The organism is Pollutimonas subterranea (assembly GCF_002849655.1).
Classification (GTDB): domain Bacteria; phylum Pseudomonadota; class Gammaproteobacteria; order Burkholderiales; family Burkholderiaceae_B; genus Pollutimonas; species Pollutimonas subterranea.
On record NZ_PDNW01000013.1, the window covers coordinates 63,316 to 90,121 of the forward strand.

The following is a 26,806-nucleotide window of genomic DNA, read 5'->3' on the forward strand; positions in this document are numbered from 1 at the left end:
GCGGCTCCTGACGGGTGAAATAACGTTTGATATATCATATATTAATTCATCATCTTTTTTCTTTAGTGAGTTGCTTGCGTGAAGATTATTTTTGCCTCCGCCCATGATGTGGACCCCGATACCTGGATAAATCCATTGAAAGCGTTGATTCCGGATGCGGAAATTCACCCATGGGTCGACAACGGCCCGACGATCGATGCGCAACTTGCCATCGTATGGAATCCTCCTGCCGATATTTTCTTGCGTGAGCCGGCACTTAAGGCGGTGTTCAATCTCGGCGCCGGGGTAGACGCCATCATCAAGCGGCCGGGTTTGCGAGACGATGTCGCGGTAGTCCGGCTGGAAGATGCGGGAATGTCCGCCCAGATGGCGGAGTATGCGGTGTATGCACTTGTACGCGCCTCGCGCCAGTTTGACCAGTACGAGAAACAGCAGGAACAGCAGGTCTGGCAACCTTTACCCGATATCCAAAGGCAGAAATGGACGGTAGGCGTGATGGGCTTGGGTGTCATGGGAACCCGGGTAGCGCAGACGTTGGCCGGACTCGATTATCCGGTCGCAGGATGGTCGCGCAGCGCTAAAGAGATAGCGGGAGTGGAGAGCTTTTCCGGAACGGACCAATTGCCTGCGTTCCTTGCCCGGACCCGCGTATTGATCAATACGCTGCCGCTCACCGCTGAAACGACAGGCATCCTGTGCCTCGACACACTACGGCAACTGCGTCCAGGAGCCTATCTTGTCAACGTTGGCCGAGGTGAACATCTGGTCGAGGCGGACCTGCTGGCCTTGCTGGATGCCGGACATATCAGCGGTGCGACCCTGGATGTGTTTCGCGAGGAACCTTTGCCGCAAGGACATCCGTTCTGGCAAGACCCTCGCATTACCATCACCCCTCATACTGCAGCGGCAAGCCTGCGCGAAGAGACGATCGCCCAGGTCGCCGGCAATATCAGGCGCTATATGCGCGGCGAACCCCTGACGGGAGTCGTGGTTCGGGATCGGGGCTACTGACCTCGATCCGGGATCCGGGCACGTGTTTTGCTGTGGTGAGCTCGCCCGCACGCAGTGATCGCATCATCTGGTTCTTGCGCGGGCCATGAAACCAGCCAAGCCCGAGGTATCGAGGAGTCGACCATGCAACGAGAACACACTGAACCTTTGCCCTACCAAGTAGCCCGCGGTCCCGCGGTACCTGCCCATGCTTCCGCCACCTCGTGGCCGGCAATCTTCGCCGGGGCGGCAGCGGCTGCCGCGCTTTCCCTGATCCTGGTGCTGTTGGGCATGGGCTTGGGCCTGTCTTCCATATCGCCGTGGTCATCGGAAGGCGCCAGTGCCACCACAATCGGCATTTCCACAGCGATATGGCTGGCTCTCACACAAATCATCGCATCCGGGATGGGAGGCTATCTCTCGGGGCGGCTGCGCGTACGTTGGGCTGATGCAGATCGCGACGAAGTGTATTTTCGTGATACGGCGCACGGCATGCTTAGTTGGGCGGTCGCCACCTTGGTGACGGCTGCCTTCCTCGGCTCAGCCATCGGGGGACTGGTCAGTGGCGGCGCCAAAGCCGTCGGGTCAGTCGCATCCGGAACCATGACTGCCGTAGCTACCGGCGGGTCCGCTGCGATGGCCGGCGGACAAGAAGGAGGCGGCGCCGGGGGTGGCCAGCTGGACTATTTCGTCGACAGTCTTTTCCGTTCCGACACGCCTGCGGGCGATGCAACTGGTAACCAGGGCCGCAACGAGGCGCTGACTATTCTTGTTAAAAGCGTAGGTAGCGGTGAGTTGACTCCAGAAGACAAAAGCTACCTCGCACGTCTCGTGGCGCAACGAACGAACCTGAGCGCACAAGAGGCGGAGGCCCGTGTTGATGAGATATATGCCAATGCTGTCCAAACACTCGAGAGTGCCGAGACAACGGCTCGGGAAGCCGCCGATACGGCGCGCAAGGCCGCAGCGGGTACAGCGCTGTGGACATTCGTTGCTTTATTGTGCGGTGCATTCTTTGCCAGCTTATTTGCTGTCTGGGGTGGCCGGCGGCGCGATGCGATAGACGGCTGATCAATCACGTTCAAACCAAGGAGTCTGATATGCGTTCATTGCTTCTGTTTTTCCTGGGTATACCTATCCCCATCATTATCCTGATTGCACTGCTGACGTAGCGCTATCGCAAAGGAAGCTGCAGCCCACTCTGAGGAGAGCGAAATGCATAAAAGAGAGTTTCTGGCCCAAGGGGCCTTACTGCTCGGCGGGGCTGCATTATTGATGTCGGGTTGCACCACAACGCCGATGTCGAGCCAACCTAAAAACGCCGCGGCTCGACGGCAAGAGATTGACGACGGCGTCAATGCAACGCTGGACCGCCTCTACAGCGTCGTTCAAGGCTCTCACGAATTGGTCAATAAAGCGGATGGCGTCTTGATTTTTCCGTCCGTACTGGCTGGCGGCTTTGTAGTTGGCGGCGAATACGGAGAAGGGGCCTTGCGGGTAAATGGCAAGACCGTCGATTATTACAGTACCGTCACCGGTTCGTTCGGCCTGCAGATCGGGGCGCAGTCCAAGGCAATCATTTTTTTATTCATGGCGCAGGAAGCGCTTAATAAATTCATTCAGAGCAAAGGGTGGACGGCGGGCGTCGATGCCTCCGTCGCCATCATCAAAGTTGGCGCCAACGGACAACTGGATCTACGCACGGCCACCGAGCCGGTAAGTGCGATCATACTGACGAACGCTGGCTTGATGGCGAACCTTAGCGTGGAAGGCACCAAAGTTACGAAGCTGCAGGACTAGCCCTTTCTGGACTGTTATTGACCTGCGTCATGGTTTTTCGCAAGATCCGGCCTGCCGCGGGGCAGAAAAGGCTTATAGTTGGTTTGGTATAAACGTCCAGCGCCAAGGTCGTTGCCAACAAGCCAAGGTAGTCCTACGTGAAAGAAGTCATCAGTCAGTCCCCGGTCGCCGACTGGGATCCCAGGGCGGACGCCGTCCTGAACGATCAAATTGCCGTTTATGATCAAATGCGCCGCACATGTCCCGTGGCGCATAGCGAATTTCTTCAGTGGTCTGTGTTCCGACATGCCGATGTGGTGGCAATACTGAATGATCACGAGACGTTCAGTAGCGAGGTATCGGCGCATATGTCGGTCCCCAACGGCATGGACCCGCCGACACATACCGAGTACCGCCGTATTGTCGACGCCTACTTCACGCCGGCCTATATCGATACCTATGCGCCGATTTGTCGCGACATCGCTTCCACGCTTGCCAGCACGCTGCCCCGTGGAGAAGTCGAACTCATGGGCGATTTCGCACAAACATTCGCACTTCAAATGCAAAGCGCCTATCTGGGATGGCCGCAAGACTTGCACGAACCTCTGCGAGCCTGGATACAGAAGAACCGCCAAGCCACGCTTGCCGGCGATAGGCCGGCGATGGCCGCCATTGCCTTCGAATTTGACGGCTACATCAGGGATATGCTGGATGTCCGCCGACGGGCCGGCGTCGACGCACCCGCCGACATCACCACCAGCCTTCTCAGCGACAAGGTGCATGGCAGGCCCCTTACCGACGATGAAATTGTGAGCATCCTGCGCAATTGGACGGTCGGAGAACTGAGCACCATGGCATCCTGCGTGGGCATCATTGCCTACTATCTTGCATCGAATCCTTCCGTCCAGGCGCAATTACGGGAACAGCCTTCGCTGTTGCCGGCTGCCATTGACGAAATACTGCGCATGCAGGCGCCGCTGATCGCCAATCGCCGAATTGCCACCAAACCGGTGAATGTAGGGGGCCGTCAATTGGACAAGGGAGACCGGCTTTCGCTGATCTGGGCATCCGCGAACCGCGATGAGGCAGTCTTCGGCGACCCTGATGAATTCAGGCTGGACCGGGACCCCGACGAGAATTTACTGTACGGCAGGGGAATACATGTGTGTCCCGGCGCGCCGCTCGCGCGGCTGGAACTGCACCATATTACCGAGCAATTGCTGCTTCATACGGACCACCTCAGCCTGGTGCCGGGAAAGCCGGCCCAGCTGGCGGTTTATCCGGGCGGAGGCTTTTCAGTGCTGCCCTTGTGCATAGCCTGAGGCCGGAAATCCTGATCATCGACGGCTTGGCTCATCCATGTTTCCCAGCCATTCAAGCCAAGTTGCCGTAGCGTTTCCTGGTTGCGCTCATAGATGACGGCCGCATCGGGAAACGCCGATATGCCGTTGGCGATGCTGGATTCCCGCAGCAGATGCAGAATGGGATAAGGGGCGCGGTTGGTGTAGTTCTCGATGTCGTCGGGTGCGCTGTCGGCGAAGCAATACTGAGGATGGAAGCTGGCGATTTGCAGCACGCCGGTCAGGCGCGTCCGTTTCAGGGCGCGATCGGCACGCGGCAGGAAACTGTTGTAGTCGTCGAAATCCCTGAAGGCATCAGGGACGACGAGCAAGGTGGTATCAAGTTGTGCCGGATCGGCGGCGTCAAGATACCGAAGTTCTGTTACAAGGAGGTCCAGTATGTCGGTATCTTCGCGGGCACGGCTCACCACGTAACGAATCTGGTTCTTGGCATAAACGCTTTTCGCGAATGGACAGAGATTCAGGCCGATAACGGCGCGTAGAAGCCAGTGCCTGGTGGCGTCTAGAATAGTCTTGTCGTCTGCTGAGCTGGGCATGGCTTATGTCAGTGAAAATCGTCGACTTTGGCGCGCATGCGCTTGACTTCGCCATGCAAGGTCTTGCGCTGGACACGTCGGCGTTGGGATGCACGGGTTGGACGGGTAGGTTTGCGTGCTGCCTGTTGTTGCAGTGCGCCACGTATCAGGGACAACAGGCGTTCGATGGCATCGGCGCGGTTCTTTTCCTGGCTCCGAAAAGACTGCGCCTTGATAATGATGACCCCTTCTTTGGACAAGCGTCGGTCGGACAGCGCATGCAACATCGCCTTGCTTTCATCGGGCAGGGAAGAGCGGTCGATATCGAAACGCAGGTGCACGGCGCTGGACACCTTATTTACGTTCTGCCCACCGGAGCCCTGGGCACGAATCATCGTGAACTCGATATCGCGTTCGTCAATGAATATATTGTCTTGTACATGCAGCATAAGCGTTTGTCAGCGGTATTCGCGATAACGCCGATCAGGGCGTTGGTTGAGCTGTCGTGTTCAAGCGCCGGTTCCCGGGCGCTTTCGAGTTCGGGAATGGGGCTCGATATGATAGTCCACTTTGGCGACAGGGCGCTTGTTCATGGCGTGCCTTCTTTCATGTCGCGACTTGATCTGCAAAAGGCATGCCGATTGCTGAATTGATGGTCTTGTGGGCCGCTGCATCGGTGGTGATGCAGTGATGACAGGAGATTCAACATGCATTTCAACAGCGTTGAAGAACTGGCAAGCCGTGTGCGTGGAGCGGCCTTGCCGCTGGATACACCTGACGACCTCGACCCGCTGATCCATGCCGTCGGTGACGCGCGCTACCTGCTTTTAGGCGAAGCCTCGCATGGAACGCATGAGTTCTATACATGGCGGGCCGAGATCACCAAGCGACTGATACTGGAGAAACAGTGTTCTTTTATTGCCGTCGAAGGCGACTGGCCCGATTGCTATCGGCTGAACCGATATGTGAAAGGCTTGGCAGAGTCGGGAGATAGTGCCGAACAAGTCCTGCGCACATTCGACAGATGGCCCACGTGGATGTGGGCAAATCGCGAGGTGGCTGCACTGGCGGAGTGGTTACGCGCACATAACGAGGCGCTGCCCGCCGACGACCGCGTGGGGTTCTATGGGCTCGATGTGTATTCCTTGTGGGATTCAATGACGGCGGTGGTTGAGTATCTGGAAACGGTGGATCCTGCGCTCGCCGGCTCGGCAAAGGCCGCCTATCTCTGTTTCGAACCCTATGGAGAAGACGCACAAGCTTATGCCCGTGCGACGGTGCTCGTACCGACCTCTTGTGAAGAGGAAGCGGTGGCGGTATTGCGCGCCTTGCAGGACAGGGAGCCGGAATACGGGAGGGACGGGCGGGAGGCCTATTACAACGCCGAACAGAACGCATTGATTGCGCGGGGAGCTGAAGAATATTATCGGGCGATGGTTCGTGGCGGTGCAATGTCATGGAACGTGAGGGATCGCCACATGGTCGAGACGTTGGAGCGGCTGATGAGCCATCATGGCGAAAAGTCGAAGGCGATCGTGTGGGAACACAATACCCATATAGGCGATGCACGCTATACGGATATGGCAGGCGCCGGCATGGTGAATGTCGGTCAGTTGCTACGGGAAAAACACGCGCAGGACGCAGAGGTTTTCCTGGTCGGGTTTGGCACCTACAGCGGCACGGTTCTCGCCGCGTCGGAATGGGGTGCGCCTATGCAGAAAATGCGGATGCCCGACGCCCGGGCGCACAGCCTGAAAGAGTTGCTTCATCGTGCGGGGCAAACGAGCACTGCAGACGCCAGGCGACGGAGCGCGAACATGATGTTGCTGTTTGACGGCGGCCCGGATGGCGGGATTGCCGGATTGGATGACCCGATACACCACAGGGCGATAGGGGTGGTCTACGACCCGCGGGCCGAGCGCCGGGGAAACTATGTTCCGTCCCGAGTCCCGCAGCGGTACGATGCCTTCCTGTTCGTGCACACTACGAGAGCACTCGATGCGCTCCATATGCCGGCTTCGAACGCGGCGGACATGCCCGAAACCTATCCCAGCGGGAAGTAGCCCGATTACTTCTTCTTTTCCTGTTCTCCTGAGCGATTGTCCACGGGTGCCGTCCCGGGGATCGCATTACCCGGATCGGCCGCCTCTTCCGGAGTAATTCCCGGTGGAAAATTGCCTTTATTCGGCCACGCATTGGGATCGACGGGGTGGTTGCCCAGCGTCCTTCGGTCCTTCTCTTTAGCGTCCTGGTCTTTCTGTGAAGACGAGGTGGCGGATTCTTGACCGGGACGGTGATCGGCTACATTCGAAACCTCTTTTTTTTGCCGATCTGTGGTCGGTACGGACGAATTGGCAGGAGTTTCGGGGAGTTCGGACATTTGAGATCCTCATTGAAGCAACATTAACGATAGGGTATTAACAGCCAGCAAAATCAATGCCTGCCTGACAAGATGGTGCCGCGGCATACGGGTTGCTTGCATGTCTCGTCCACCCCGTGTTCGCATTTAACAGAGGAGTCCAACGATGCGCTTTGATCCTAGTGAAGGAATAAATGCCCATGTACCCGCTGAACCGCCCGACATGCCGCCTTCAATGCCGCCGGAGCGTCCTCCGGAAATAGAGCCGCCAGGACCCGACGATGTGCCTCCGCCTGGGGATCCGAATGACATACCTCCTGGCGAACCGGATCGCGGAATAGAGCTTCCACCGCGGGAAATACCGCCGGATGAGCGGGTGGCCTAGCCGCTATATAAATCCCCTTTCATCAAGCTATCAGATAGCTTTCAATTTGCTTTCACCGATTAATGGCTGTCGTCGGAAATAGCATCAATTTTGTAAAAAAAAATATAGATTTAGGGGGAAAACCCTGGGGAACCAAGGGGAAACCAGGGTTTTTTGTCGCGCTCGAGACTATTACCATTCTGGTCTCACGATGCTCTTGCTTGTTGATCAGGCCACGAGCATTGTCTTTATTGTGCGCGTGGTTATGTCGCGGACACCCGTTACCTAAAATTGAGGAGGAGATTTCATCCCTATGCGGCTTCAAAACAAACAGGACTTCTGGTCCGGAATCATGTTCATCGCGTTAGGCGTGGGATTTGCAGTAGGAGCAACCAGCTACTCCATGGGTACGGCTGCCCGCATGGGCCCCGGCTATTTTCCCTTTTGGCTAGGTGTCTGCCTCGCCGTATTAGGCGCAGCCGTCATGCTCGGCTCCATGTCCAAAAAGGCGGAAGAGAATGAAGTCGAGAAATTCGACTGGAAAATTACCTTCGTGGTCATTGGATCGGTTGCGCTGTGTGGCAGCGTACTGGACTTCCTTGGTGTCTATATCTCGGTTTTCCTGCTGGTGTTCCTCAGCAGCTACGCCAGCCACGTATTCAATTGGAAAGTCGCGGCGATCAACGGACTTTGCATAGTCCTGTTCGTCTGGGGGGCGTTTATCAAGGGTCTAGGTTTGATCTTCCCCTTGTGGCCTAGTTTTCTAGGCAATTAAAGGGGATTTGAAAAATGGAACTCATTGAACATTTATCGTTGGGCTTTTCCGTCGCGCTCTCGTTCGAGAACCTGGCGTATTGCCTCCTGGGCTGCCTGTTGGGCACATTGATCGGCGTGTTGCCGGGTATCGGCCCTGTGCCTACCATCGCGATGCTGCTGCCCATTACGTACGTGCTACCCCCCGTGGCCGGCTTGATCATGCTGGCCGGTATTTATTACGGCGCCGCCTATGGCGGATCGACCACCGCAATTTTGGTGGCGCTGCCGGGAGAAACGGCCGCGGTGGTAACCGTGCTGGATGGCCACCAGATGGCGCGCAATGGGCGTGCCGGCGCGGCCCTGGCCATTGCCGCACTGGGCTCCTTCTTTGCCGGTTGCGTGGCCACCCTGGTTATCGCCGCTTTCGCGCCGCCCTTGGCCGAAGTCGCATTCAAGTTTGGCCCTGCGGAATACTTTTCGCTGATGGTATTGGGTCTGATCGGTGCGGTCGTGCTGGCATCCGGTTCGCTGCCCAAGGCCATCTGCATGATATTGCTGGGCCTGTTGCTGGGCATGGTCGGCACCGACGTGAACTCGGGCGTTGCCCGTTACGACTTCGGCATTCCTGAACTGCAGGATGGCATCGACTTTGCCGTGGTCGCCATGGGTGTGTTCGGTTTCTCCGAGATCATGAACAACCTGGAACTTAAAGACCAGCGGGTAGACCTGACCGGTAAAGTCGGTAGCCTGTATCCCAACAAGCAGGAGTTCAAGGAATCCTGGCCCGCCGTCGTACGCGGTACGGCCGTCGGGTGCTCGCTGGGCATCCTGCCCGGCGGCGGCGCGGTGCTTTCGTCCTTTGCCTCCTACACCTTGGAGAAAAAGCTGTCGAAAAACCCTGAGCGCTTCGGCAAGGGACACCCCGCTGGTCTTGCCGGCCCGGAATCCGCCAACAACGCCGGTTCGCAAGCGTCTTTCATTCCGTTGCTGACCCTGGGTATTCCAGGTAATGCGGTCACGGCCCTGATGATTGGCGCCATGACGATCCACAACATCCAGCCTGGCCCCCAGGTCATGACCAGCCACCCCGACTTGTTCTGGGGCCTGATCGTGTCGATGTGGCTCGGCAACCTGATGCTGGTGGTTCTCAACCTGCCGCTGGTGGGCTTGTGGGTCAAGCTGCTGAACGTGCCTTACCGCATCCTGTTCCCGGCCATCCTGGTGTTCTGCACGATCGGTGTGTATTCGCTGAACTACAACGTCTTTGACATCTGGATGACGGCGGCCTTCGGCCTGATCGGATATATCTGGAGCAAGCTCAAATGCGAAGGCGCACCTTTGCTGCTGGGCCTGGTGCTCGGACCCATGATGGAAGAGAACTTCCGGCGGGCCTTGCTGTTGGCCCGGGGTGACTACACCACGTTCGTGACCCGGCCCCTGTCGATGTCCTTGCTGATTGCCGCAGCAATCCTCGTGGTGCTGGTGGCCCTTCCTTCCATCAGGAAGAAGCGCGCCGAAGCCTTCGTTGAAGAGGACTGATATGTAGCCGGTGAACCCGCCACGCTAGCGGTAAGCCCGCCCCAAAGCCTGGAAGTCCATTCCGGTCTTTGGGGCTTTTTTATCGCTGGCCCGACTCAATTAAAAAAGCGCCCGCCTCCGGGGGGCAGGCATATCGATTGCTCGTTGTCACGACACGGAATAATGTTACGGAGAGAATGATGAGAGCACTCAGATGGCATGGCAAACACGATATCCAATGCGATACTGTCCCGGATCCCATTATTGAGCACCCTCGCGACGCGGTGATCAAGGTGTCGGCGTGTGCCATCTGGGGATCGGATCTCCATTTGTTCGATGGTTTCATGCCGGGCATGAAATCGGGCGACATCATGGGCCATGAATTCATGGGCGAGGTCGTTGAAGTCGGTAAAGACAATCGTGCGCTGGCGGTGGGCGACCGGGTGGTCATACCGTTCACCATCTTTTGCGGCGAGTGCGAGCAATGCAGGCGCGGCAACTATTCGGTGTGCGAGCGGAGCAATCGAAACCAGGATGCCGCGGCGAAAGTCTTTGGCCACTCTACCGCCGGCCTGTTCGGCTATACCCATCTGACAGGCGGCTATCCCGGCGGCCAGGCCGAGTATGTGCGGGTGCCGTTCGCTGATACGACGCACGTAAAAGTTCCGGATGGGCTGACCGATGAACAGGTGCTGTTTCTTGGAGATATTCTTCCCACGGGCTGGCAGGCCGCTGTGCAATGCGATATTGAGCCTACCGATACGGTAGCCATATGGGGCGCCGGACCCGTGGGGCAAATGACCATACGCAGTGCGGTATTGCTGGGAGCCAAACAGGTGATCGCCATAGACCGCGTTCCGGAGAGACTTGCGATGGCCAAGGCGGGGGGCGCGATTCCGATCAACTTCGACGAGGAAAGCGTCCTGGACCGCTTGAAAGAACTGACGGGAGGGAAGGGGCCTGAAAAGTGCATTGACGCCGTCGGCATGGAGTCGCATGCCACGCGTTCGGTAGACGCCGTTTATGACCGCGTCAAGCAAGCCGTCATGCTTGAATCCGATCGGCCTCATGTACTGCGGGAAATGATTTATGTGTGCAGGCCGGGCGGCACGCTTTCAATACCGGGCGTCTACGGCGGCCTGATCGACAAAATACCGTTCGGCGCCTCCATGAACAAGGGACTGACCTGGCGCATGGGACAGACTCACGTCAATCGCTGGACCGACGACTTGCTGAACCGGATAGTGCAAGGCCAGATAGACCCCTCCTTTGTCATCACGCATAGCGTGGGCCTGGAGGAGGGGCCGGAAATGTACAAGACGTTCCGCGACAAGAAAGATGGCTGCATAAAGGTGGTCCTCAAACCCGCTTTGGGCTAGAGCTTGCGGCTGGCCACTCCTGAGTTCCCGACCAGGCCGTTGGCGCCGCGCAGCGGCATGCGGGGCGGCCGGACGGCCTCATGGCCGGCCTGGATGCGCCAGAGTGCGCTGTAAAGTCCATCTCGCCCGCGTAGTTCCGCGGGACTGCCATCTTCGACAATCGTGCCGGCGCTTAACATGATGATGCGGTCGAAACCATCCAGCGTGGACAAGCGGTGTGCCACAGCGATGACCGTCCTGGCTTCCATGAGGCTCCGGAGAGCCTGCTGGACATCGCGTTCGGACCGGCTGTCCAGCGAGGCAGTGGCTTCGTCAAGAATCAGTATCGCTGCGTCTTTCAGAAAGGCTCGTGCAATGCCCAGGCGCTGGCGCTGTCCACCCGAGAGTGTCGCACCGCGTTCGCCCACGATGGTTTCGTAGCCGTGCTCCAGATTGCGCACGAATCCGTCGCAATGCGCATTGCGCGCCGCGGCATATACCTGTTCGTCTGTCGCGCCGGGCCGCCCGTATCGGATGTTCTCCATGATGGAGCGTCGAAACAGGCTAATTTCCTGCGGTACGACGGCAATACCTGCACGCAAATGGTCCTGGGCGAACTCCCCGACCGGGCGGCCGTCGATAAAAACGCAGCCTTGCTGTACATCATCCAGCCGCTGTATCAATCCAATAAGCGTAGACTTGCCGCCACCCGAAGGACCCGCTATGCCCAGGCGCTGGCCCGCCGGGATAGTGAGCGTGAAGTGGTCGAACACTTGGCTTGCGTCCGGGTATGTGTACGAGACGTCGCGAAATTCGATGCGGCCGTGTCGCGGCGCCAAGGGCACAGCATCGGCGCGATCATGCAGATCGTGCTTCTGACCGATGATGCGCAGCATCTCGGTAATCACGCCGAATTCCTGGGCTGTTCCAACCAGCGCCAGTGCCAGGTCGCGCGAGCCATGCAGAATGCGGAATGTGAGGGCGCTGATCAGTACGACATCGCCGGCCGAAAGGCTTCCGTGCTGCCAGGCTTGTAGCGCCCAGGTCAGCATGGATCCTGCCATCAGCCACAGGCACACGTCATGGATGACCCTGGCCTTTTCAAGATACATCCAGCTTCTGCGCTGAGCATACGCCTCTTCGCCAAAGGCGGCATTCAATCGTGCCCGCTCCCGCCAACGCGCGGAGAAGGCCTTGATGGCCCATACGTTGGACACAGTGTCCACCAGTTCGCCGCCCACTTGTGCTGCCTGCCGACCGTATGCCTGGTGAAGGGAACGCCCCCGTATGCCGAAAACGACAATAATCGTGGCGACCACGGCGACGAATCCGACCAACGCGATCGCCATCCGGTAGTCGATGATGGTCAGTACGACGACCGCGCCAATGAAATCCACACAGGGCGGCATGACGTTCCAGATGAAGGTGCTGAATATGGCACCGGAAGATCCCGCCGTGGCGGTGATACGACTTCCCAGCGAACCGGACAGCTGCTTGCTGAAATAGTGCATCGGGTGGCCGATCAGGTGATCGAACAAGTCGGTCCGGATGTCGACGCCGGTGGCGACCACCGTACGGCAGCCTAGCCAGCCGGATAGCCTCCAAAGCACATTCTCGACGGCAATAAGCGCGACGAACATCAGCAGCGGCGACCACACGTCGGCCGTTGCCCTTTCTGTGGCGGCCATGGCGTCCACGATCAGTTTCATCCCGTATTGCACCGCGACAGCACATGACCCTGCACCAATGACAAGGCCTGCTAGCGCCCCAAAATGCCAGGGCCTGGCTTTTACATAGACAAGCAGGAACGCCAAAGGGCTGTGCGCCCCGGACAGCGGCGTCATGGTCGGCACCTCCTGTTCTGTTATCCGCTCAGGCTGCGGCGACGATGGACTTGTATGGACGCTGTTGCTTTGTTTCCCGCTCGGCGATTCGAGCATAGACCGTGAGCGCCTGGGCCACGACCTGGTCCATGTTGTAGTAGCGGTAGGTTGCAAGCCTACCCACGAACGTTACGCTCGACGATGCATCGCCCAGCTCCTGGTACTTGCGGAAACGCTCGAAGTTCTCTGGGCGAGGTACCGGATAGTAGGGGTCGCCTTCCGAACTGGGGATCTCATAGGTAATGCTGGTTTTCCGATGTTGTTGTCCGGTGAGATATTTATATTCGGTTATACGAGTATGCGGGACATCTTCGCCCGGATAGTTCACGACTGCGGCGGGTTGGAATTGGGACTGGTCCAGTGTCACGTGGCGGAAATCAAGCGAGCGGTAGGGCAGCTTTCCATAGCGGTAATCAAAAAATTCGTCGATGGGTCCGCAGTAGATCAAGTGATCGTACTTTACCGAAGCGGGAATGTCCTTGAACGCCGTGCCGGTCGCCACTGTAATGTTAGGGTGATCGAGCATGCTGTCGAACATGCGCGTGTAACCGTGCAACGGCATGCACTGGATGCTGTCGGTGAAGTAGCGGTCATCGATCGACGTTCTGGCAGGCACGCGAGCAGTCACCGACTTGTCCAGTTCCGAAGGATCCAATCCCCATTGCTTGCGTGTATAGCCACGGAAAAATTTTTCGTATAGTTCGCGGCCGACCGTGCTGACCACAACGTCCTCCGAGGTATGAATCTCGGGAAGCTGCTCGGCGCGTGCCGCCAGAAACCGGACTGCCTCATCCTCGCTGAACTCGCCTCCGTACAACATCCGCAGCGTCGTCAGGTTGATCGGCATCGGTACCAGCATTCCATCCACCTGCGCCAGGACGCGATGCTCATAGGGCCGCCAGCTGGTGAAATGGGAAAGATACTGGAACACTTTTTCCGAGTTCGTATGAAAAATGTGCGGCCCGTATTTGTGGACCAGCAAGCCGTCGTCGTTATGGAAGTCGTAGGCGTTGCCCCCAATATGCGGGCGTCGGTCAATGATCAGTACTCGTTTGCCCAGCCCGCGCGCAAGCCGCTCTGCGAGAACGCTGCCGGCGAAGCCTGCGCCCACTATAAGATAATCGTACTCGGCGGATTTGGTTCCAGGCGTACCATATCGGGTCTGCGATGTCGACACGCTTTACTCCATGAGGCGTCGCATCTGATGCCATGTGCGATCCCACGACATCCCGTCAAGGATCAAGTCGGCTTCGTGCAGAAGGTTTGTGCGGTCGCCGGCTTTCTGCAGGGCTTGCTGGATGGCGTCGGTAAAGTCGTGCGCAGTTCGTGCAATACTTACCATCGAACTGCCGCCATAGCTGCGCACCACATCGCTGATTAGCGTTGATACTACCGCTCGGCCACCGGCCAAGTATTCCGGAGTTTTTGTCGGGCTGATGAATCGGGTAGCTTCATTCAGCGCAAACGGCATCAACGCGACATCCCATCCTGCCAGATAGTGAGGCAGCTCGTCGTAGGTTTTAGCCCCAAGGTAATGAATATTCGGCCCCCGAGGCAAGCTGTCGGAGTCGATTTTTACTACCGGCCCTACTAGGACCAAATGCCAGTCCGGCCGTAGTGCTGCCAACTCATCGATAAGGACAATATCCAGCCGTTCGTCCAGGACACCGTAAAAACCCAGGCGAAGTCGGGGTATGTCGGCCTGATCGATGGGGTCGGGAAGTTGTCCGCGCGCCCGGGCGAAGTGCGCGACATCGACACTGCTCGGAAAGGCGTGGGCATTGCCGTGCAACAGACGCTTGGCTTCATACAAGCTGTGGCCGCCCGTAAATACGATATCGGCGCGCTCCATCAGGCGCCGCTCGAGTTCGACCAGACGGGGAGGGGCTCCGCGAAAGGCTGATAGTTCGTCCATGCAGTCATAGACAACGAGGCGTGCATGCAAGTGCTCCGAGAACGTAAGGCTCATCGGCGTGTAATACCACAGGATGATGTTACTGCCGGTTCCCAGGCCGAGATGCTGATCCAACAGCCGGCGCTGCTCCTGCTCGGGGTGTGCTTTTGCGTCAATGCCCAACTGTGGGACGAGCACCTGGATACCTTCTGCTACGTGGCGAACCTCAAGCCATGAATCCGCCTCATCCGTATAGATAGGCTCTTCAACGTACTGCACGTTGAACTCTTTTGCGTAGCGGGACATCAGGTGTTGGGGACGTTGGTAGACGAAATCCCAACGTAGATGGGAGAAGCATATGAGCGTCGGCTGATCGCCAGCGTACGCCGGAGAGATAGCGGAGGGGAACATGTCAAGAGCCTTATTAGCGCTGCGAAGGAGGAGAACAACAACCCATGAGCTTGGGAGCAGCATCGGCCTGCAGATAGCAACTGGCGTGCCGATAAGCGCGCCATGCGGCGTATAAATTGCTGGCGCGCAAGATCACAGCACTGTTATAGGATCGGTCTCGGACACCGTCCCGGTGGCGTACCCGATAGCTGAAAGGAGGCGTATTCAATGAACCGCAACACTTTGCCGATAAGCCTACAAGGCGTACGCATCATGGCTGTTACCACCTTGATTGGCTTTGCAATTTTTACGACAGCCGTGGCACAAACGGTCGATAAGGCGGTTCCGCCGGGATCCGATGAGACCGCGAAGACCAAATTGCTTGAAGCGGGCGCCAAGGTGCTACAGGGAAACCAGCCACTGGACTCGATGGACGTTTACCTGGTGGGTTTCCATCCCATGAAGGACGATCCGGAACATCAGATGGAGGCTCATCACTTCTGCAACCAGGTGAATCAGGACTTCGCGCAGTGTGTACTTTTCGATGGCAACGAGGCCGGCTCCAACTTGAACGGTGTCGAGTACATCATTTCGCAAAGTCTGTTCGATGAATTGCCCGACGACGAGAAGAAGTACTGGCATCCCCATAATGGAGAAATATTGTCTGGCCAGCTGATCGCGCCGGGCATACCGGACGTCGCCGAGAAACAGCTGATGAAGGACAAGATGAACAGCTATGGCAAGACCTGGCACTTCTGGCAAAGTGCTGCGTTCGGCATGACCGCCGATAAACTACCTCTGGGAGAGCCCATGCTCGCATGGTCGTTCAACCGCGATGGGGAAGCGATCCAGGCATTGATCGAGCAACGTGACCAACGTCTGGGCGTGCGCACGGATGAAACCCGCGACAAGCGTCGCGATCTGGTCGAACTGGCAAAGCCGCAATCGGGCGTGGATGCGTTAAAAGATGCATTCTCGCATCCTACGTCGGCTATTCCCGGTGTGACCGACCAGGATCACGGTACGAGTCCTTGACTCGCCGTTTGGATTTTGGCAAAAGCCCGTGATTCTTCAAAGCGGGCCGTCTGAATGAGCAATTCTGTCGCCAGCGGCTCGTAAATGGGCCGCTGGCCACGCTCGTCGGCATAGCCCAGCAAGCCGGTGGGGCAATGACGGTTATTTGACCAGCCGGGGTAGTCCGTGACGGGATACAGGCAAATGCCACCTACTGGCACACCGCTCTCCCTTGCGGCGTTCACTTCATCGCATACATAGCGCAGCCACGGTACCCGGTGCTCGGCTTCTGCTCCGGTTTCAGCAATGAATAATGGTCGGCCGTATCGTTGCCAGTTCTCTCCCAGAATATCCTGTAAGGGGCGGTACAAGGGTTCGCCGCGCTTGATGCCGGCACCATTGAGAAACCACTGATTGTGGGGGTAATAGTTGATACCCAAAATATCCAGATAGTCGGGCTTGCCGCCGAGTTCTGGCATCAGGTGGCCGGCGACCATATCGAAGGCCTGGTACTGTGCCAGGCGGGCGTTTTCGGCATGAACGCGCTGGCGAGGTCCTTTGGGCAATATGTGTATGGCCGGGTCCACGCTGACGAACCGGGCGCGCGAATCCACTGCCCGTATCGCTTCGATTGCCGCGATGGTTGCCCTGACCAATTGTCGCTTCAACTCCATGCCGCGCCGACGCGCAAACGGACCGATCTGGCCAGTGTCGCCGCCCGCCCAGGCCCAAAATGAAATCTCATTGACCGGGCAGTAATACGGCACTTCGCGGCATTCGTCACGCACGACCGCAGCCAAGGCGCCGGCAAACCGGGCGAACCGGTCAACAAAAGCAGACGACCAAATATTGATATCGTCAGGCCACCCATAGTGGCAGACATCCCAGATCGGCTGCACGCCGGCGACCTTCGCCGCCCGCAATTGCGGAAGAAAGCTGGACCAGTCATACAGACCTGCGGATTGTTCGACCAGATGCCATCGCAGGCCGTCGCGTACCGTGGTGATCTTGTGCCGAGCCATGGACTGGTAGTCGTTTTCGGCGAATCTGTCATGGCGGGTGCCGCGCAGCAAGTCCAGGCGGCGACCGTCAGCTCGCCGATGCGTGGAGCATTCAAATCCGCCTATAAAATAGCTGCTGAATAATTGCGCCATGCCGTCGATTTGTTCTTGCATAGGGCTCCGTCCTGTGCCGCCGGCGCAAGCGGGTACGATTATCGATCAGTGTTTCGCAGTCGTGTCCGGAGCGGCGTCACGGGCCAGGAACTGTCGGGTAATCTCGGCAAGGTGGTCGCTTAACCATTGTGCCATCGCTTCTTCCTGCGGCAGAATAATTTCGCAGACACGCTTGGTTTCGGTGTCGCCGGCCAGTTCGGCCGCGACGATCAGCGACTTGTAGGATGCGATCTCCATATGCTCGAAGGTATAGCTGGCCATGGTTGCCTTGACCACTTCGTCTGACACGAACATCCCGCTCAGTCCTTGGGCTGTCGCCATGGCCTTGGCAGCCATGTCTTTCATCGTGGAGCTATCGTCGCCGAGGCGATCCAGGCATTCCCGTATCATGATCGCCTGCTGCCGTGTTTCCTCACAATGAGCCTGAAGTTTTGCACGCAGCTGCGGGTAGTTTTCCAGCCGCTCGGCCGTTTTTGTCAGCATGGTTTCAGCCTGCTTTTCCATGGCATGGGCGTCTCTAAGCCAGTCCAATAGGTTCGCTTGTACGTCGTTCATTTGATTCCTCCGGAGGTAAGGGTTTTGCGATACATCCAACGGTGTGTACCGTCGATATTCAGCAAGCGACATGCCGCTGCCGCCACGATTGCCCTGCTGACAATTCTTGCCCGGCAACCTCGGCGATAACGACTAGCCAGTCCTCGATAAACCGCTCGATCCCGAAACGCTGAACCGCTGTCCGTCGTCCGGCCTCACCCCATCTTCTTGCCAACTCGGGTTCGTCAATGAGTTGGCGCATTACATCGACAAGAAGCCTTTTGTCGTTATGTACGTAGCCATTTTTCCCATTGACAATAACGGTGGGCAATTCCGTTGCCGCCACTCCAACGACCGGCATGCCAAGCAACATGGCTTCCACCAGCGCCAGGCCCAGGCTTGTGTATCGGATAGGCGTGAAGAAAAACCGATATTGCGCCATGGTCGTTGCCACATCAAGATTCGATACTTCCCCCAAGCCGCCCATTTCTTCGCTTTGCATCCCGATCAGGTCCAGCGGTACTTGTTGGCGAGACCATTCGAACAGGTCTGCACCCATACGCCTGCCTCGTTTACGGAGACCGTTGATGACGGTAATTCCCGCCGGTTTTTGCCCGGAATACTGGATCGAGCGATTCGTGGGGATGCCGTGCTCAACCACCCTGGTCGGCATGCCGCCGGCATCCCAGTTCAGCTCGTTGTAGTGAGTGACATGGACCAATAGCCCACGGTCGTGACGAAACCAGTGTTCAGTATCGACAGGAAATGGGCGGGGTGGGTCGTGTTCGATGTAGATGGATGGGAGTGCTCGCTGCGCTGGTGTAAGCAGACACAGGGCGTCCTCCTCGTAGGCGGATTTTGACTGGTAGATGACGCAGTCGAAATGCTGCCGCGCGATATCTTCGGGGCGAATCTGAGCGACATTGTCCGGCCAGGGGATTTTGCTGCCCAGCGGTGCATAGCCTGCGCGTCCATCGGGCTGTACCGGAATGACGAATTCGTGGGGGACCTGCGTTAACGCATACAGGTAATTTCCGTGAACATGCCAGGTCAGTATGCGCAGCTTGCGAGGTGATTCTGTAACGGTCTGGTCCACACTTGCCTCCGGTCGGTTTATTCCTTCCATGGGGAAGTGCCGAGCAAGTTCCATACCGAATAATTGCAACAAGGCCCGGGCTGCTGCCTGGGCCTTGTTCGGGAATCAGATTACCTGGATGGACTTGGCCTGGGGACCTTTGGGACCTTCCGCCGCCTCATAGGAAACCCGTTGATTTTCTTCGAGTGACTTATAGCCTGAACCGAGAATATCGGAGTGATGGACAAACAGATCTTTGCCGCCGCTTTCAGGTGTGATGAAGCCAAACCCCTTCTCGTTGTTGAACCATTTGACCGTGCCCGTTTGTGTTTGCATCTTTACGTCCTTGAAGTAAAAGGGAACATGCCCCATCAAAAATGCCAGTTTCCAGTCGAATATGTTCGTCGAACGCGGCGGAGAGCGCTATTCATCGTCGGTCGGATAGACCTTCAAGGAGAAATCGAGTAGGCACATGCATGACGCAAAGGGAGCCACGGAACCCGGCTCAACCGCCAAGCGTGCGATCCTGTTGACGGAACCACTTAAGGGCCTCGTTTATATGAGAGGGTTCGAAGTCGGGCCAGTAGGCATCGATCACAAAGATATCGGCGTATACCGACTGTACCGGTAAAAAACCGCTAAGGCGACGACCGCCTCCCCAACGCACAATGAGATCAAGGCGTGAAACGTCATGGGAGCGGAGCTCCCCAGTCTTCAAACCGTTCAAGTCCCACTCCCAGCCGTAATTGACAAGCAGGTTGACCTTTATACCTTTGCCCTGGCGCCGAGCATAGCGCTTTAGCTCTGCAGGAAACATCCGGGACTCATCGTCGCCCACCACCAGCAACGCGACGTCTGTTTGCGCGACGGCCAGCGCGAAATCAATACAGGCTTTGCTGAAACTTTCCCGTTGAGTCGCCGGGCGCCGGGTGTTGTCTTGAGTGAATCCGTAGATCGAAATTTCTTCTATTCCGATTTTTTGACAGATATCGATGAGCGCGAATCCTGGTTCGACGCCAAACGCATAGCCCTCTTGCTTTCCGAGCCCGCGCGCGAGCGCCCAGCGCCGGTTGCCATCCGGGATGAAACCTATGTGCCGAGGGACTCTCCCATTTGTGGTGATACTCATTTCTTTGGTCGCTATGGTGGCGGAGCCGTGAAACTACCCGCAGTGCTTGGAAGACGTGTAGGCCGTCCTTATCAGCCCGGAGCAAACGCTGTGCCCTGTAACGGTCGTGTACGGGCAGTGGGCCTTCTTGGGCAACATCATGGGTCCCCATGCGGGCGCGCATCTTGCTGAAAAAAGGTGACTTTCAGGAGGAACGACATGGGACCGATAAACAACCTATGGGATAACGCCGGCACGCCGCTGGACCAGCAACGATTTACATGGCGTGACATGGTGGGTAACCCTATCAGCAAGCTCGATGATGACGCTTTTACACGTGTCCGCATTATTTTATTGAACGGTCTCGAGCTTGATGCGCTGCGTCTCAAGCACATCGCGGCGCGCTTTAACGACGAGCTGCGCGTACCGTTGGCCAAACTGCGGCGCGTTGAGCAGCACCAAGCCACAATGATCAACTGGCTTTTGTCTGCCGACCATTCGCCATTGGAAACCACCATTGCCTACGAGCAAGTAGCCATAGAGGTCACTGCCGCGGTGGCTCAGGCCGAGCCTGATCCGTATCAGGCGCAAACGTACCGGTTTGGCCTCCTGGAGGACTTCGACCATCTTTATCGCTATAGTGCGCTGCTGGACAGACTGGAAGGGAAAGACGCCAACAACATCTTGCAGGGCTATACCGACATCGTGCCCGGGCGGCCTACGGTAGACGAGCACCGCGCGCCCCAGGACGATGTGCGGCGCCACTACGAGCGAGGTAACACGGCACTCATCACAAAGCTGCATACCACGCTGATTACCGCTGCTGAATACCAGACCCATGACTATTACATGAACATCGGCCCACTGTTTGCCGATCCCATGGCTCGACAACTGTATGCCGAAATCGCTTCGATAGAAGAACAGCATGTCACGCAATATGGGTCGCTCCAGGACCCAGGTGAGTCATTGCTGGAGAAAATTCTTATTCATGAAGCCACCGAAGTCTATACCTATTACAGCTGCGTGGAGCAGGAAACGAACTCGCGGATAAAGGCAATATGGGAACGCTTTCTTGATTATGAGTTGGGCCATCTGGCTATGGTCAGCGAGCTATTCAAGCAATACGAACGGCGGGATCCCGCCGAAGTATTGGGGCAGGTGATTCCGACGTCGCTGCAGTTCGCGTCGCAACGCGAATTTGTCCGCACAGTGCTGTCTACCGAAGTACCGCTGCGTGCGAATGGCACTGCCTTCGTCGACCAGCAAGATGAAAGCCAGGCATCGATCCGGGCCAGGACCATATTGAACGCCGAAGGATCGCCCAGTGATAGCGTGGCGGCCGGATATCAATGGTCGCCGGGCACCGAGCTTAGCCGTAACCACGATAATCCCATCCGAAGGAACTGACATGGAAGACAACACAAAAATCGGCATGAACCGCACTGGCATGCAGATGTCGCCGGTAGAAGGTCCCTCGCAGGCGCAGTTTGCATTGTCGCAGCCCCCCAGCTCGGAGGGTGGTGCCTCGGCCTTATCGGAAGTACGGGCTCAGTACGTTGCACAATCGCTGCGTGTCGGCTCGGTGCCGTTGCCCGGCACGGGAAAGGGAGTGTTGGCAACGACGGTGGACAAGATAAAGGGCAAGAACCCGGAAGTGCTGATCAACAAGCTGGGCCAGCGCCTCGCGTTCGAAAGATCAGGCGTGCGGCTGTACCAGGCGCTGATCACAAAGGTGGAAGCGTCAGGGCATATCCGCCGCGCCGAACTTCGTACTGACCTCTTGCATATCTGTAGTGAGGAAGCGGCACACTTTCATCTGCTGACAGGCGTGATGGAAAATTTGGGTGCGGATCCCACGGCACAGACGCCCTGTGCCGACGTAAGTGCCGTCGCATCCCTGGGCCTGCTGCAGGTCATTACCGATCCGAGAACGACAATTGCCCAAAGCCTCGAGGCCATCCTGACGGCCGAGCTGACCGATAACGCCTGTTGGGAGTTGTTGTGTGACCTTGCGGCAGAATCAGGACATGGCGACCTGGTCCAGCTATTTCAACAGGCGGTGCAGAGCGAAGCGGAGCATCTGGTTCTGATCAAGAAATGGCTGCGCGAGATGGTCCTGAGCGAAGCTGCGTGACAGCGAGTCAGGCCGGGTGCAGATGCGCTGCCAGTGGGATCATGGCAGCGCATGGCCATGCTGCTATCAGAGTCCCAGGGTCGTCAACATAAGGAAAGTGGCAAACAACACAAAGTGCGTCATTCCATCGATTGCATTGCTTTGGCCATCGTTCAAGTTAATAGCCGCCGCAATCAGCGTGATCGCGATCATTACTGTCTGCACGGGTGTCATGGCCATCTGGAACGGAGTCCCGGTGAACAGGGCCAGTGCTTCCATCACGGGGACGGTAAGAATGACGGTAGACAGCGAGGCGCCCATGGCGATGTTTACCACCGACTGCATTCGGTTAGCCAGAGCAGCGCGAAGCGCCGTCATAATTTCGGGGCACGCCGAGATGCAGGCCACAACCAGTCCGATAACCATCGGCGGCGCCCCTAAGCCGCTTAGTCCCACATTCAACGACTTGGACATGATCTCGGCGATTGCACCAATCACCACAATGCCGGCTGCCAGCAGCACCGCGGACTGGATGACTGTGGTGGCCGGACGCTTAACCAGGCGGGATCCAGCACGCTTTTCAGGGTAGCTATAGCTGAAAAAATAGCTATGCGTACCGACTTGCATGCGCAGGAACAGGCCATACAGCATCAGCATGGCCACAATGGTGAATGCTGAATAGAGGTGCCAACTGGCATGGGGAATGAATTCGGGCACCACCATCGAAATTCCCATGGCGGTGAGTATCATCACGCCGTATGTCTTGCCGGAGTCGTCGTTATAGGCTTGCTCGCCGTGCTTCAGGCCACCCAGTAGGGCGGCCAAGCCAAGGATGCCATTGATATCGAGCATAACAGCGGCATAAATTGTATCTCGCACCAGAGTGGGCGACGGCTCATGGTTCATCATGATCCCCAGCACCACGACCTCAACCAGTACGGCGGAGGAGGTGAGAATCATGGTGCCGTAGGGGTCCCCGACTTTTTCGGCCAACACTTCCGCATGATGGGCAACGCGTAAGGAAGCACCGACAATAGCCAGGATCAAAACCGCCGCTACCGTAAGCGCGATAAGGCGTCCTCCGCTCAGCAACGGTTCCTCGAACCAGTAGGTCACGGCACCAGTCAGAAGCGCCAGCACTACAAGCCGTTCGTTTTTGATTGTTAGAGTGAGCTTCTGTACTGATGACGCCTCTTGCACTATCACTTCCCCTGGCTTCTTGTATCCGGCGCCGCGGCCAGACCGCCAGTTGACAGCAAATGGCGTTCCTTGCTGAACGGCGCCCAAGCGAGCATGTGCTGGAAGGTGAAACGCTTATACAATCGTGGACTCAATGTCCAATACCCAGGCGACCGTGCCGGAAGAACCCTCCAGACCCTCAGAAACCACAGACAGCCCTCGGGCGCTCATCACAGCGTTGGGCATCGGCCAAATCTGCGCATGGGGATCGCTGTACTACAGCTTTCCCTTGATTGCGGAGGCGATGATGGCTGAACTGGGCTGGTCCAAGACGGATGTATATGGCGCAGCCACGATAGGCCTGGTTCTGGCCGGGTTTCTCGCCTATCCCGTCGGTGTCGCTGTTGATAACGGGCACGGCCGGGCACTCATGGGGGGAGCGTCGCTCATGGCAGGCGTGTTGCTGGCCTGTTGGTCGCAGGTCGACGGCTTATTGGGTTTCTACCTGGTTATCGCCGGCATCGGGGCCCTGCAGGCGGCGGCGCTCTACGAACCGGCCTTTGCCGTGATTGCTCGAAGGGTCGGAACAAGCAAGGCCAGGGCAGGCATTACCGCGATAACGCTGTGGGGGGGATTTGCCAGTACCGTTTTTATTCCCCTTGTGCAATTCTTATTGGATCATTGGGGGTGGCGCGACGCTCTGCTTGTGTTGGCGCTGATCAATGGCTTGGTGTGTGCGACCGCATATTTCGGCTTTATCCGGCCCGACAAAGATGCTGTCCATTTCATACATTCCAGCCACGGACCAGCACTGACCACCGACAAGCAAGAAGTCAGGGCCACGTTCCATAAGCCGGTTTTCTGGTTATTGATGCTGGCGCTTACTGCTTACGCGGGCGCCTTCACGGCCTTTACCTTTCACATGTACCCATTGCTGCTTGAAGGGGGGCTGTCGACCAGCGATGTGGTCTGGGCCATTGCCACCATCGGTCCCGCCCAAGTGGCGGGTCGAATCCTGATCAGCATCTTTGGCTCGCGAATGTCCATGCGGCGCATCGGCACCTTTGTGGTGGCTGTATTTCCCTTGGTATTTTTAGTCTTGGCGCTACGGCCCTCCAGCATGTTGATTGTCATAGCCGTATGTGTCGTCTATGGCGCGAGCAACGGTATCTTTACCATCGTGCGTGGATTGGTAGTGCCTGAAATGCTAAGCCGCCGGGCCTATGGCGCGATCAACGGCTTGCTGACGTTTCCCAGCACGCTGGCCAGAGCCTTTGCGCCTGTAGCCGCCGCACTGCTCTGGTCCAGCACTATGTCCTACGGTGTGGTGGTCTGGTCCATCGCCGCATGCGCCGCACTCTTGACCCTCAGTTTTTGGCTGGCGGCCTGGACTAGTCATTCCATGTCAAGGGGCCACCGCTAATCGCAGCGCGAGCGCGGCGAGCGTTAAAAGCAAAACAGGCAAGGTCAGCACGATGCCTACCCGGAAGTAGTAGCCCCATGTAATCGTCATGCCCTTGCGCGCCAGGACGTGCAGCCACAGGAGTGTCGCGAGGCTGCCGATGGGCGTGATCTTCGGACCCAGGTCGCTGCCGATAATATTGGCGTAGATCATGGCTTCTTTAATCACTCCCGTCGCCTGGCTGGCGTCGATGGAAAGCGCGCCCACCAGTACGGTGGGCAGGTTATTCATGATGGAGGAAAGCAGGGCGGTCAACACGCCAGTGCCCAGCGTGGCGGCCCATAAGCCATGGCTGGCAAAGTAGTCGAGCAAGCCGGCGATCATTTCGGTCAAGCCGGCATTGCGCAGGCCATAGACGACCATGTACATGCCCAGGGAAAATATCACGATGGCCCATGGCGCCTCCCGCAAGACTTTGCGGGTGCTGATCACATGTCCGCGTCCGGCGACGACAAGCAATGCTGCGGCGCCCAGCGCCGCGATCGCACTGACCGGTACACCAAAGCCTTCAAGGGTGAAGAAGCTGACCAGCAGCAGCCCCAGCACCACCCAGCCGGCCCGAAAGGTTCCGATATCCCGAATTGCGGTACTGGGCAGCTTGAGCTGATCGTCGGTGTATCTCGCCGGGATGCTCTTGCGAAAATACAGCAAGAGGACAAGCAGGGTGGCGGCAACGGAAACGACATTGACCGGGACCATTACCGCGGCATATCGTGCAAAGCTGATATCGAAAAAGTCTGCGGAAACAATGTTGACGAGATTCGAAACAATAAGCGGAAGGCTGCCCGTGTCCGCAATAAAGCCCGCCGCCATCACAAAGGCCAGGGTGGCCGCCGGGGTGAACCCAAGCGCCAGCAGCATGGCCATGACGATAGGCGTCAGGATCAATGCGGCACCGTCGTTGGCAAAGAAAGCGGAAACGGTGGCGCCCAGCAAGATGATCAAAGCGAACAACAGACGTCCCTGGCCGCGGCCCCATCTGGCGACATGCAGTGCCGTCCATTCAAAGAAGCCGGCTTCATCCAATAGCAGGCTGATAATGATGATGGCGACGAAGGTGGCGGTGGCATTCCAGACAATGTGCCAGACGACGGGTATATCGGACAGGTTCACCACGCCGAAAACCAGCGCCAGCATGGCGCCGATTAGTGCGCTCCAGCCTATGTTCAAGCCGCGCGGCTGCCAAATGACCAGAACAATGGTGACAACAAAAATCAATAGCGCTGCAAGCACGTTGGGGTTCTCTTTGGCTAGCGGGTTTTTGGGGTGGCAGCACATGGATCGCCGCCGCAGCAGTTTTCCGTAAGGTATGCAAGAAGTGAGTTCATCGTCTCAAATTGAACTGAATAGAAGACGAAACGTCCCTCTTGACGGGACGTTAACAAGCCGGCATTGACCAATTCCTTCAAGTGAAAGGAAAGCGAAGAGGGAGGGATCTGCACCAGTTCCGACAGGCGCCCGGCCGCCAGGCCAGCGGGACCGGCCTGGACGAGCTGGTGATATGTTTCCAATCGGGCTTCATGGGCAATAGCTGCCAACGCCCGTACTATGCTTTTGGTTTCCATTAATCGATAATACTCGAAATATTGAAATGATAGAATTACTGCTGTACCAAAAGGAGTTCCATGAGTACCGTAACGATTTACCATAATCCCGATTGCGGGACTTCGCGAAACACGCTGGGCTTGATTCGCAATGCAGGCATAGAGCCTACCGTAATCGAATACCTGAAATCGCCACCCTCATCCGAGGTGCTTGCCGATTTAATCCAACGCGCGGGGTTGACGGTGCGTCAGGCGTTGCGCGAGAAAGGCACGCCGCTCCTTGAATTAGGCCTCGACAATGCGACGCTTACGGATGCCCAACTGCTCGATGCGGTCCAGGAGCATCCCATCCTGATAAACCGGCCTTTCGTCGTTACCCCGATCGGCGTACGTCTATGCCGACCTTCGGAAGTGGTCCTGGATATTCTTCCCAAA

At 57.4% G+C, this 26,806-nt stretch carries 27 protein-coding genes and 1 pseudogene; 14 read left to right on the forward strand and 14 right to left on the reverse strand.

Annotated features, from left to right (window positions below; translation table 11 throughout):
• Positions 1-78: 78 nt before the first annotated feature.
• The 4 genes from CR159_RS14950 (at position 79) to CR159_RS14965 (ending at position 4,091) form a co-directional block, all read left to right on the forward strand.
• Positions 79-1,011, forward strand: a complete 933-nt coding sequence (locus tag CR159_RS14950; protein WP_102074764.1) for a 2-hydroxyacid dehydrogenase — start codon at positions 79-81, stop codon at positions 1,009-1,011.
• A gap of 123 nt (positions 1,012-1,134) precedes the next feature.
• A complete protein-coding gene (locus tag CR159_RS14955; protein WP_102074765.1) occupies positions 1,135-2,061 on the forward strand; it encodes a hypothetical protein in 927 nt (308 codons plus the stop codon).
• 144 nt (positions 2,062-2,205) lie between these two features.
• A complete protein-coding gene (locus CR159_RS14960) occupies positions 2,206-2,790 on the forward strand; it encodes a BPSL1445 family SYLF domain-containing lipoprotein (RefSeq protein ID WP_102074766.1) in 585 nt (194 codons plus the stop codon).
• Between the two features lie 137 nt (positions 2,791-2,927).
• Complete coding sequence (locus CR159_RS14965) at positions 2,928-4,091, forward strand: cytochrome P450 (protein ID WP_233208334.1); 1,164 nt, start codon at positions 2,928-2,930, stop codon at positions 4,089-4,091.
• Here the strand turns inward: CR159_RS14965 and CR159_RS14970 are convergent.
• The gene (locus CR159_RS14970) at positions 4,046-4,666 is read right to left on the reverse strand and encodes a DUF1415 domain-containing protein (RefSeq protein ID WP_102074767.1); all 621 of its coding nucleotides are present in this window, start codon (positions 4,664-4,666) and stop codon (positions 4,046-4,048) included. The two genes, CR159_RS14965 and CR159_RS14970, sit on opposite strands and share 46 nt — an antisense overlap.
• 8 nt (positions 4,667-4,674) lie before the next feature.
• Entirely contained in the window at positions 4,675-5,094 is a 420-nt protein-coding gene (gene arfB, locus CR159_RS14975) for an alternative ribosome rescue aminoacyl-tRNA hydrolase ArfB (protein ID WP_102074768.1), read from the reverse strand.
• Positions 5,095-5,352: 258 nt separating this feature from the next.
• On the opposite strand from arfB, the gene CR159_RS14980 reads away from it, so the two are divergent.
• Positions 5,353-6,708 (forward strand): erythromycin esterase family protein, encoded by a 1,356-nt coding sequence (locus CR159_RS14980; RefSeq protein WP_102074769.1) that lies wholly within the window; start codon positions 5,353-5,355, stop codon positions 6,706-6,708.
• Positions 6,709-6,713: 5 nt separating this feature from the next.
• Here the strand turns inward: CR159_RS14980 and CR159_RS14985 are convergent, their stop codons facing one another.
• Positions 6,714-7,025: a hypothetical protein gene (locus CR159_RS14985; protein WP_102074770.1), complete on the reverse strand. Its 312-nt coding sequence runs from the start codon at positions 7,023-7,025 to the stop codon at positions 6,714-6,716.
• A 145-nt stretch (positions 7,026-7,170) separates the two neighbouring features.
• Between CR159_RS14985 and CR159_RS14990 the strand changes: the two genes are divergently transcribed.
• From CR159_RS14990 to CR159_RS15005, 4 genes are all read left to right on the forward strand, one after another.
• Positions 7,171-7,389, forward strand: a complete 219-nt coding sequence (locus CR159_RS14990) for a hypothetical protein (protein ID WP_102074771.1) — start codon at positions 7,171-7,173, stop codon at positions 7,387-7,389.
• 292 nt (positions 7,390-7,681) lie between these two features.
• Positions 7,682-8,143 (forward strand): tripartite tricarboxylate transporter TctB family protein, encoded by a 462-nt coding sequence (locus tag CR159_RS14995; RefSeq protein ID WP_102074772.1) that lies wholly within the window; start codon positions 7,682-7,684, stop codon positions 8,141-8,143.
• A gap of 14 nt (positions 8,144-8,157) precedes the next feature.
• Positions 8,158-9,663, forward strand: a complete 1,506-nt coding sequence (locus CR159_RS15000; RefSeq protein WP_102074773.1) for a tripartite tricarboxylate transporter permease — start codon at positions 8,158-8,160, stop codon at positions 9,661-9,663.
• 179 nt (positions 9,664-9,842) lie between these two features.
• On the forward strand, positions 9,843-11,021 hold the full coding sequence (locus tag CR159_RS15005) for a zinc-dependent alcohol dehydrogenase (RefSeq protein ID WP_102074774.1): 1,179 nt from the start codon (positions 9,843-9,845) through the stop codon (positions 11,019-11,021).
• Here CR159_RS15005 and CR159_RS15010 read toward each other — a convergent pair.
• Genes CR159_RS15010 through CR159_RS15020 form a run of 3 tightly spaced genes read right to left on the reverse strand, consistent with a single transcriptional unit; the run spans position 11,018 to position 15,188 of the window.
• On the reverse strand, positions 11,018-12,844 hold the full coding sequence (locus CR159_RS15010; RefSeq protein WP_102074775.1) for an ABC transporter ATP-binding protein: 1,827 nt from the start codon (positions 12,842-12,844) through the stop codon (positions 11,018-11,020). The genes CR159_RS15005 and CR159_RS15010 overlap by 4 nt on opposite strands.
• A gap of 28 nt (positions 12,845-12,872) precedes the next feature.
• Positions 12,873-14,060 (reverse strand): UDP-galactopyranose mutase, encoded by a 1,188-nt coding sequence (gene glf / locus CR159_RS15015; RefSeq protein ID WP_102074776.1) that lies wholly within the window; start codon positions 14,058-14,060, stop codon positions 12,873-12,875.
• Positions 14,061-14,063: 3 nt separating this feature from the next.
• Complete coding sequence (locus tag CR159_RS15020) at positions 14,064-15,188, reverse strand: glycosyltransferase family 1 protein (protein ID WP_102074777.1); 1,125 nt, start codon at positions 15,186-15,188, stop codon at positions 14,064-14,066.
• Positions 15,189-15,395: 207 nt separating this feature from the next.
• On the opposite strand from CR159_RS15020, the gene CR159_RS15025 reads away from it, so the two are divergent.
• A complete protein-coding gene (locus CR159_RS15025; protein WP_233208335.1) occupies positions 15,396-16,202 on the forward strand; it encodes an OBAP family protein in 807 nt (268 codons plus the stop codon).
• Here CR159_RS15025 and CR159_RS15030 read toward each other — a convergent pair.
• From CR159_RS15030 to CR159_RS15050, 5 genes are all read right to left on the reverse strand, one after another.
• A complete protein-coding gene (locus tag CR159_RS15030) occupies positions 16,184-17,356 on the reverse strand; it encodes a glycoside hydrolase family 1 protein (protein WP_233208336.1) in 1,173 nt (390 codons plus the stop codon). The genes CR159_RS15025 and CR159_RS15030 overlap by 19 nt on opposite strands.
• Before the next feature lie 45 nt (positions 17,357-17,401).
• Positions 17,402-17,911 carry a ferritin-like domain-containing protein gene (locus tag CR159_RS15035; RefSeq protein ID WP_102074778.1) on the reverse strand — a complete coding sequence of 170 codons (510 nt, stop codon included), beginning with the start codon at positions 17,909-17,911 and terminating at the stop codon, positions 17,402-17,404.
• A gap of 58 nt (positions 17,912-17,969) precedes the next feature.
• Positions 17,970-18,986, reverse strand: coding sequence for a glycosyltransferase family 4 protein (locus tag CR159_RS15040; protein WP_233208337.1), 1,017 nt, complete (start codon positions 18,984-18,986; stop codon positions 17,970-17,972).
• A 105-nt stretch (positions 18,987-19,091) separates the two neighbouring features.
• The gene (locus CR159_RS15045) at positions 19,092-19,301 is read right to left on the reverse strand and encodes a cold-shock protein (protein ID WP_102074823.1); all 210 of its coding nucleotides are present in this window, start codon (positions 19,299-19,301) and stop codon (positions 19,092-19,094) included.
• A 169-nt stretch (positions 19,302-19,470) separates the two neighbouring features.
• Positions 19,471-20,094, reverse strand: coding sequence for an undecaprenyl diphosphate synthase family protein (locus CR159_RS15050; protein ID WP_102074780.1), 624 nt, complete (start codon positions 20,092-20,094; stop codon positions 19,471-19,473).
• A 198-nt stretch (positions 20,095-20,292) separates the two neighbouring features.
• Between CR159_RS15050 and CR159_RS15055 the strand changes: the two genes are divergently transcribed.
• Together CR159_RS15055 and CR159_RS15060 are read left to right on the forward strand one after the other, a co-directional pair.
• Complete coding sequence (locus CR159_RS15055) at positions 20,293-21,480, forward strand: hypothetical protein (RefSeq protein ID WP_102074781.1); 1,188 nt, start codon at positions 20,293-20,295, stop codon at positions 21,478-21,480.
• A 1-nt stretch (position 21,481) separates the two neighbouring features.
• On the forward strand, positions 21,482-22,207 hold the full coding sequence (locus tag CR159_RS15060) for a ferritin-like domain-containing protein (RefSeq protein ID WP_102074782.1): 726 nt from the start codon (positions 21,482-21,484) through the stop codon (positions 22,205-22,207).
• A gap of 66 nt (positions 22,208-22,273) precedes the next feature.
• Here the strand turns inward: CR159_RS15060 and CR159_RS15065 are convergent, their stop codons facing one another.
• Positions 22,274-23,302, reverse strand: coding sequence for a calcium:cation antiporter (locus tag CR159_RS15065; RefSeq protein WP_233208338.1), 1,029 nt, complete (start codon positions 23,300-23,302; stop codon positions 22,274-22,276).
• A 217-nt stretch (positions 23,303-23,519) separates the two neighbouring features.
• Between CR159_RS15065 and CR159_RS15070 the strand changes: the two genes are divergently transcribed.
• The gene (locus tag CR159_RS15070) at positions 23,520-24,788 is read left to right on the forward strand and encodes an MFS transporter (protein WP_102074784.1); all 1,269 of its coding nucleotides are present in this window, start codon (positions 23,520-23,522) and stop codon (positions 24,786-24,788) included.
• Here CR159_RS15070 and CR159_RS15075 read toward each other — a convergent pair.
• Positions 24,771-26,060 carry an arsenic transporter gene (locus CR159_RS15075; RefSeq protein WP_102074824.1) on the reverse strand — a complete coding sequence of 430 codons (1,290 nt, stop codon included), beginning with the start codon at positions 26,058-26,060 and terminating at the stop codon, positions 24,771-24,773. The two genes, CR159_RS15070 and CR159_RS15075, sit on opposite strands and share 18 nt — an antisense overlap.
• A gap of 17 nt (positions 26,061-26,077) precedes the next feature.
• Positions 26,078-26,392, reverse strand: coding sequence for an ArsR/SmtB family transcription factor (locus tag CR159_RS15080; protein ID WP_102074785.1), 315 nt, complete (start codon positions 26,390-26,392; stop codon positions 26,078-26,080).
• 60 nt (positions 26,393-26,452) lie between these two features.
• Between CR159_RS15080 and arsC the strand changes: the two are divergent.
• Positions 26,453-26,788 (forward strand): annotated as a pseudogene (arsC, locus tag CR159_RS21905) (arsenate reductase (glutaredoxin)); the annotation flags it as partial.
• Between the last annotated feature and the right edge of the window lie 18 nt (positions 26,789-26,806).

Bases quoted from the DNA above. Each gene is read 5' to 3' on its own strand.
- CR159_RS15005 (WP_102074774.1), top strand. From the start codon at position 9,843: ATGAGAGCACTCAGATGGCATGGCAAACACGATATCCAATGCGATACT.
- CR159_RS14990 (WP_102074771.1), top strand. From the start codon at position 7,171: ATGCGCTTTGATCCTAGTGAAGGAATAAATGCCCATGTACCCGCTGAA.
- CR159_RS15055 (WP_102074781.1), top strand. From the start codon at position 20,293: ATGGGACCGATAAACAACCTATGGGATAACGCCGGCACGCCGCTGGAC.
- CR159_RS14980 (WP_102074769.1), top strand. From the start codon at position 5,353: ATGCATTTCAACAGCGTTGAAGAACTGGCAAGCCGTGTGCGTGGAGCG.
- CR159_RS15030 (WP_233208336.1), bottom strand. From the start codon at position 17,356: ATGCAAGAACAAATCGACGGCATGGCGCAATTATTCAGCAGCTATTTT.
- CR159_RS15070 (WP_102074784.1), top strand. From the start codon at position 23,520: ATGTCCAATACCCAGGCGACCGTGCCGGAAGAACCCTCCAGACCCTCA.
- CR159_RS14955 (WP_102074765.1), top strand. From the start codon at position 1,135: ATGCAACGAGAACACACTGAACCTTTGCCCTACCAAGTAGCCCGCGGT.
- CR159_RS15025 (WP_233208335.1), top strand. From the start codon at position 15,396: ATGAACCGCAACACTTTGCCGATAAGCCTACAAGGCGTACGCATCATG.
- CR159_RS14970 (WP_102074767.1), bottom strand. From the start codon at position 4,666: ATGCCCAGCTCAGCAGACGACAAGACTATTCTAGACGCCACCAGGCAC.
- CR159_RS15000 (WP_102074773.1), top strand. From the start codon at position 8,158: ATGGAACTCATTGAACATTTATCGTTGGGCTTTTCCGTCGCGCTCTCG.
- CR159_RS15010 (WP_102074775.1), bottom strand. From the start codon at position 12,844: ATGACGCCGCTGTCCGGGGCGCACAGCCCTTTGGCGTTCCTGCTTGTC.
- CR159_RS14960 (WP_102074766.1), top strand. From the start codon at position 2,206: ATGCATAAAAGAGAGTTTCTGGCCCAAGGGGCCTTACTGCTCGGCGGG.
- CR159_RS15080 (WP_102074785.1), bottom strand. From the start codon at position 26,392: ATGGAAACCAAAAGCATAGTACGGGCGTTGGCAGCTATTGCCCATGAA.
- CR159_RS15020 (WP_102074777.1), bottom strand. From the start codon at position 15,188: ATGTTCCCCTCCGCTATCTCTCCGGCGTACGCTGGCGATCAGCCGACG.
- arfB (WP_102074768.1), bottom strand. From the start codon at position 5,094: ATGCTGCATGTACAAGACAATATATTCATTGACGAACGCGATATCGAG.
- CR159_RS15060 (WP_102074782.1), top strand. From the start codon at position 21,482: ATGGAAGACAACACAAAAATCGGCATGAACCGCACTGGCATGCAGATG.
- CR159_RS15045 (WP_102074823.1), bottom strand. From the start codon at position 19,301: ATGCAAACACAAACGGGCACGGTCAAATGGTTCAACAACGAGAAGGGG.
- CR159_RS14995 (WP_102074772.1), top strand. From the start codon at position 7,682: ATGCGGCTTCAAAACAAACAGGACTTCTGGTCCGGAATCATGTTCATC.
- CR159_RS14985 (WP_102074770.1), bottom strand. From the start codon at position 7,025: ATGTCCGAACTCCCCGAAACTCCTGCCAATTCGTCCGTACCGACCACA.
- CR159_RS15035 (WP_102074778.1), bottom strand. From the start codon at position 17,911: ATGAACGACGTACAAGCGAACCTATTGGACTGGCTTAGAGACGCCCAT.
- CR159_RS15050 (WP_102074780.1), bottom strand. From the start codon at position 20,094: ATGAGTATCACCACAAATGGGAGAGTCCCTCGGCACATAGGTTTCATC.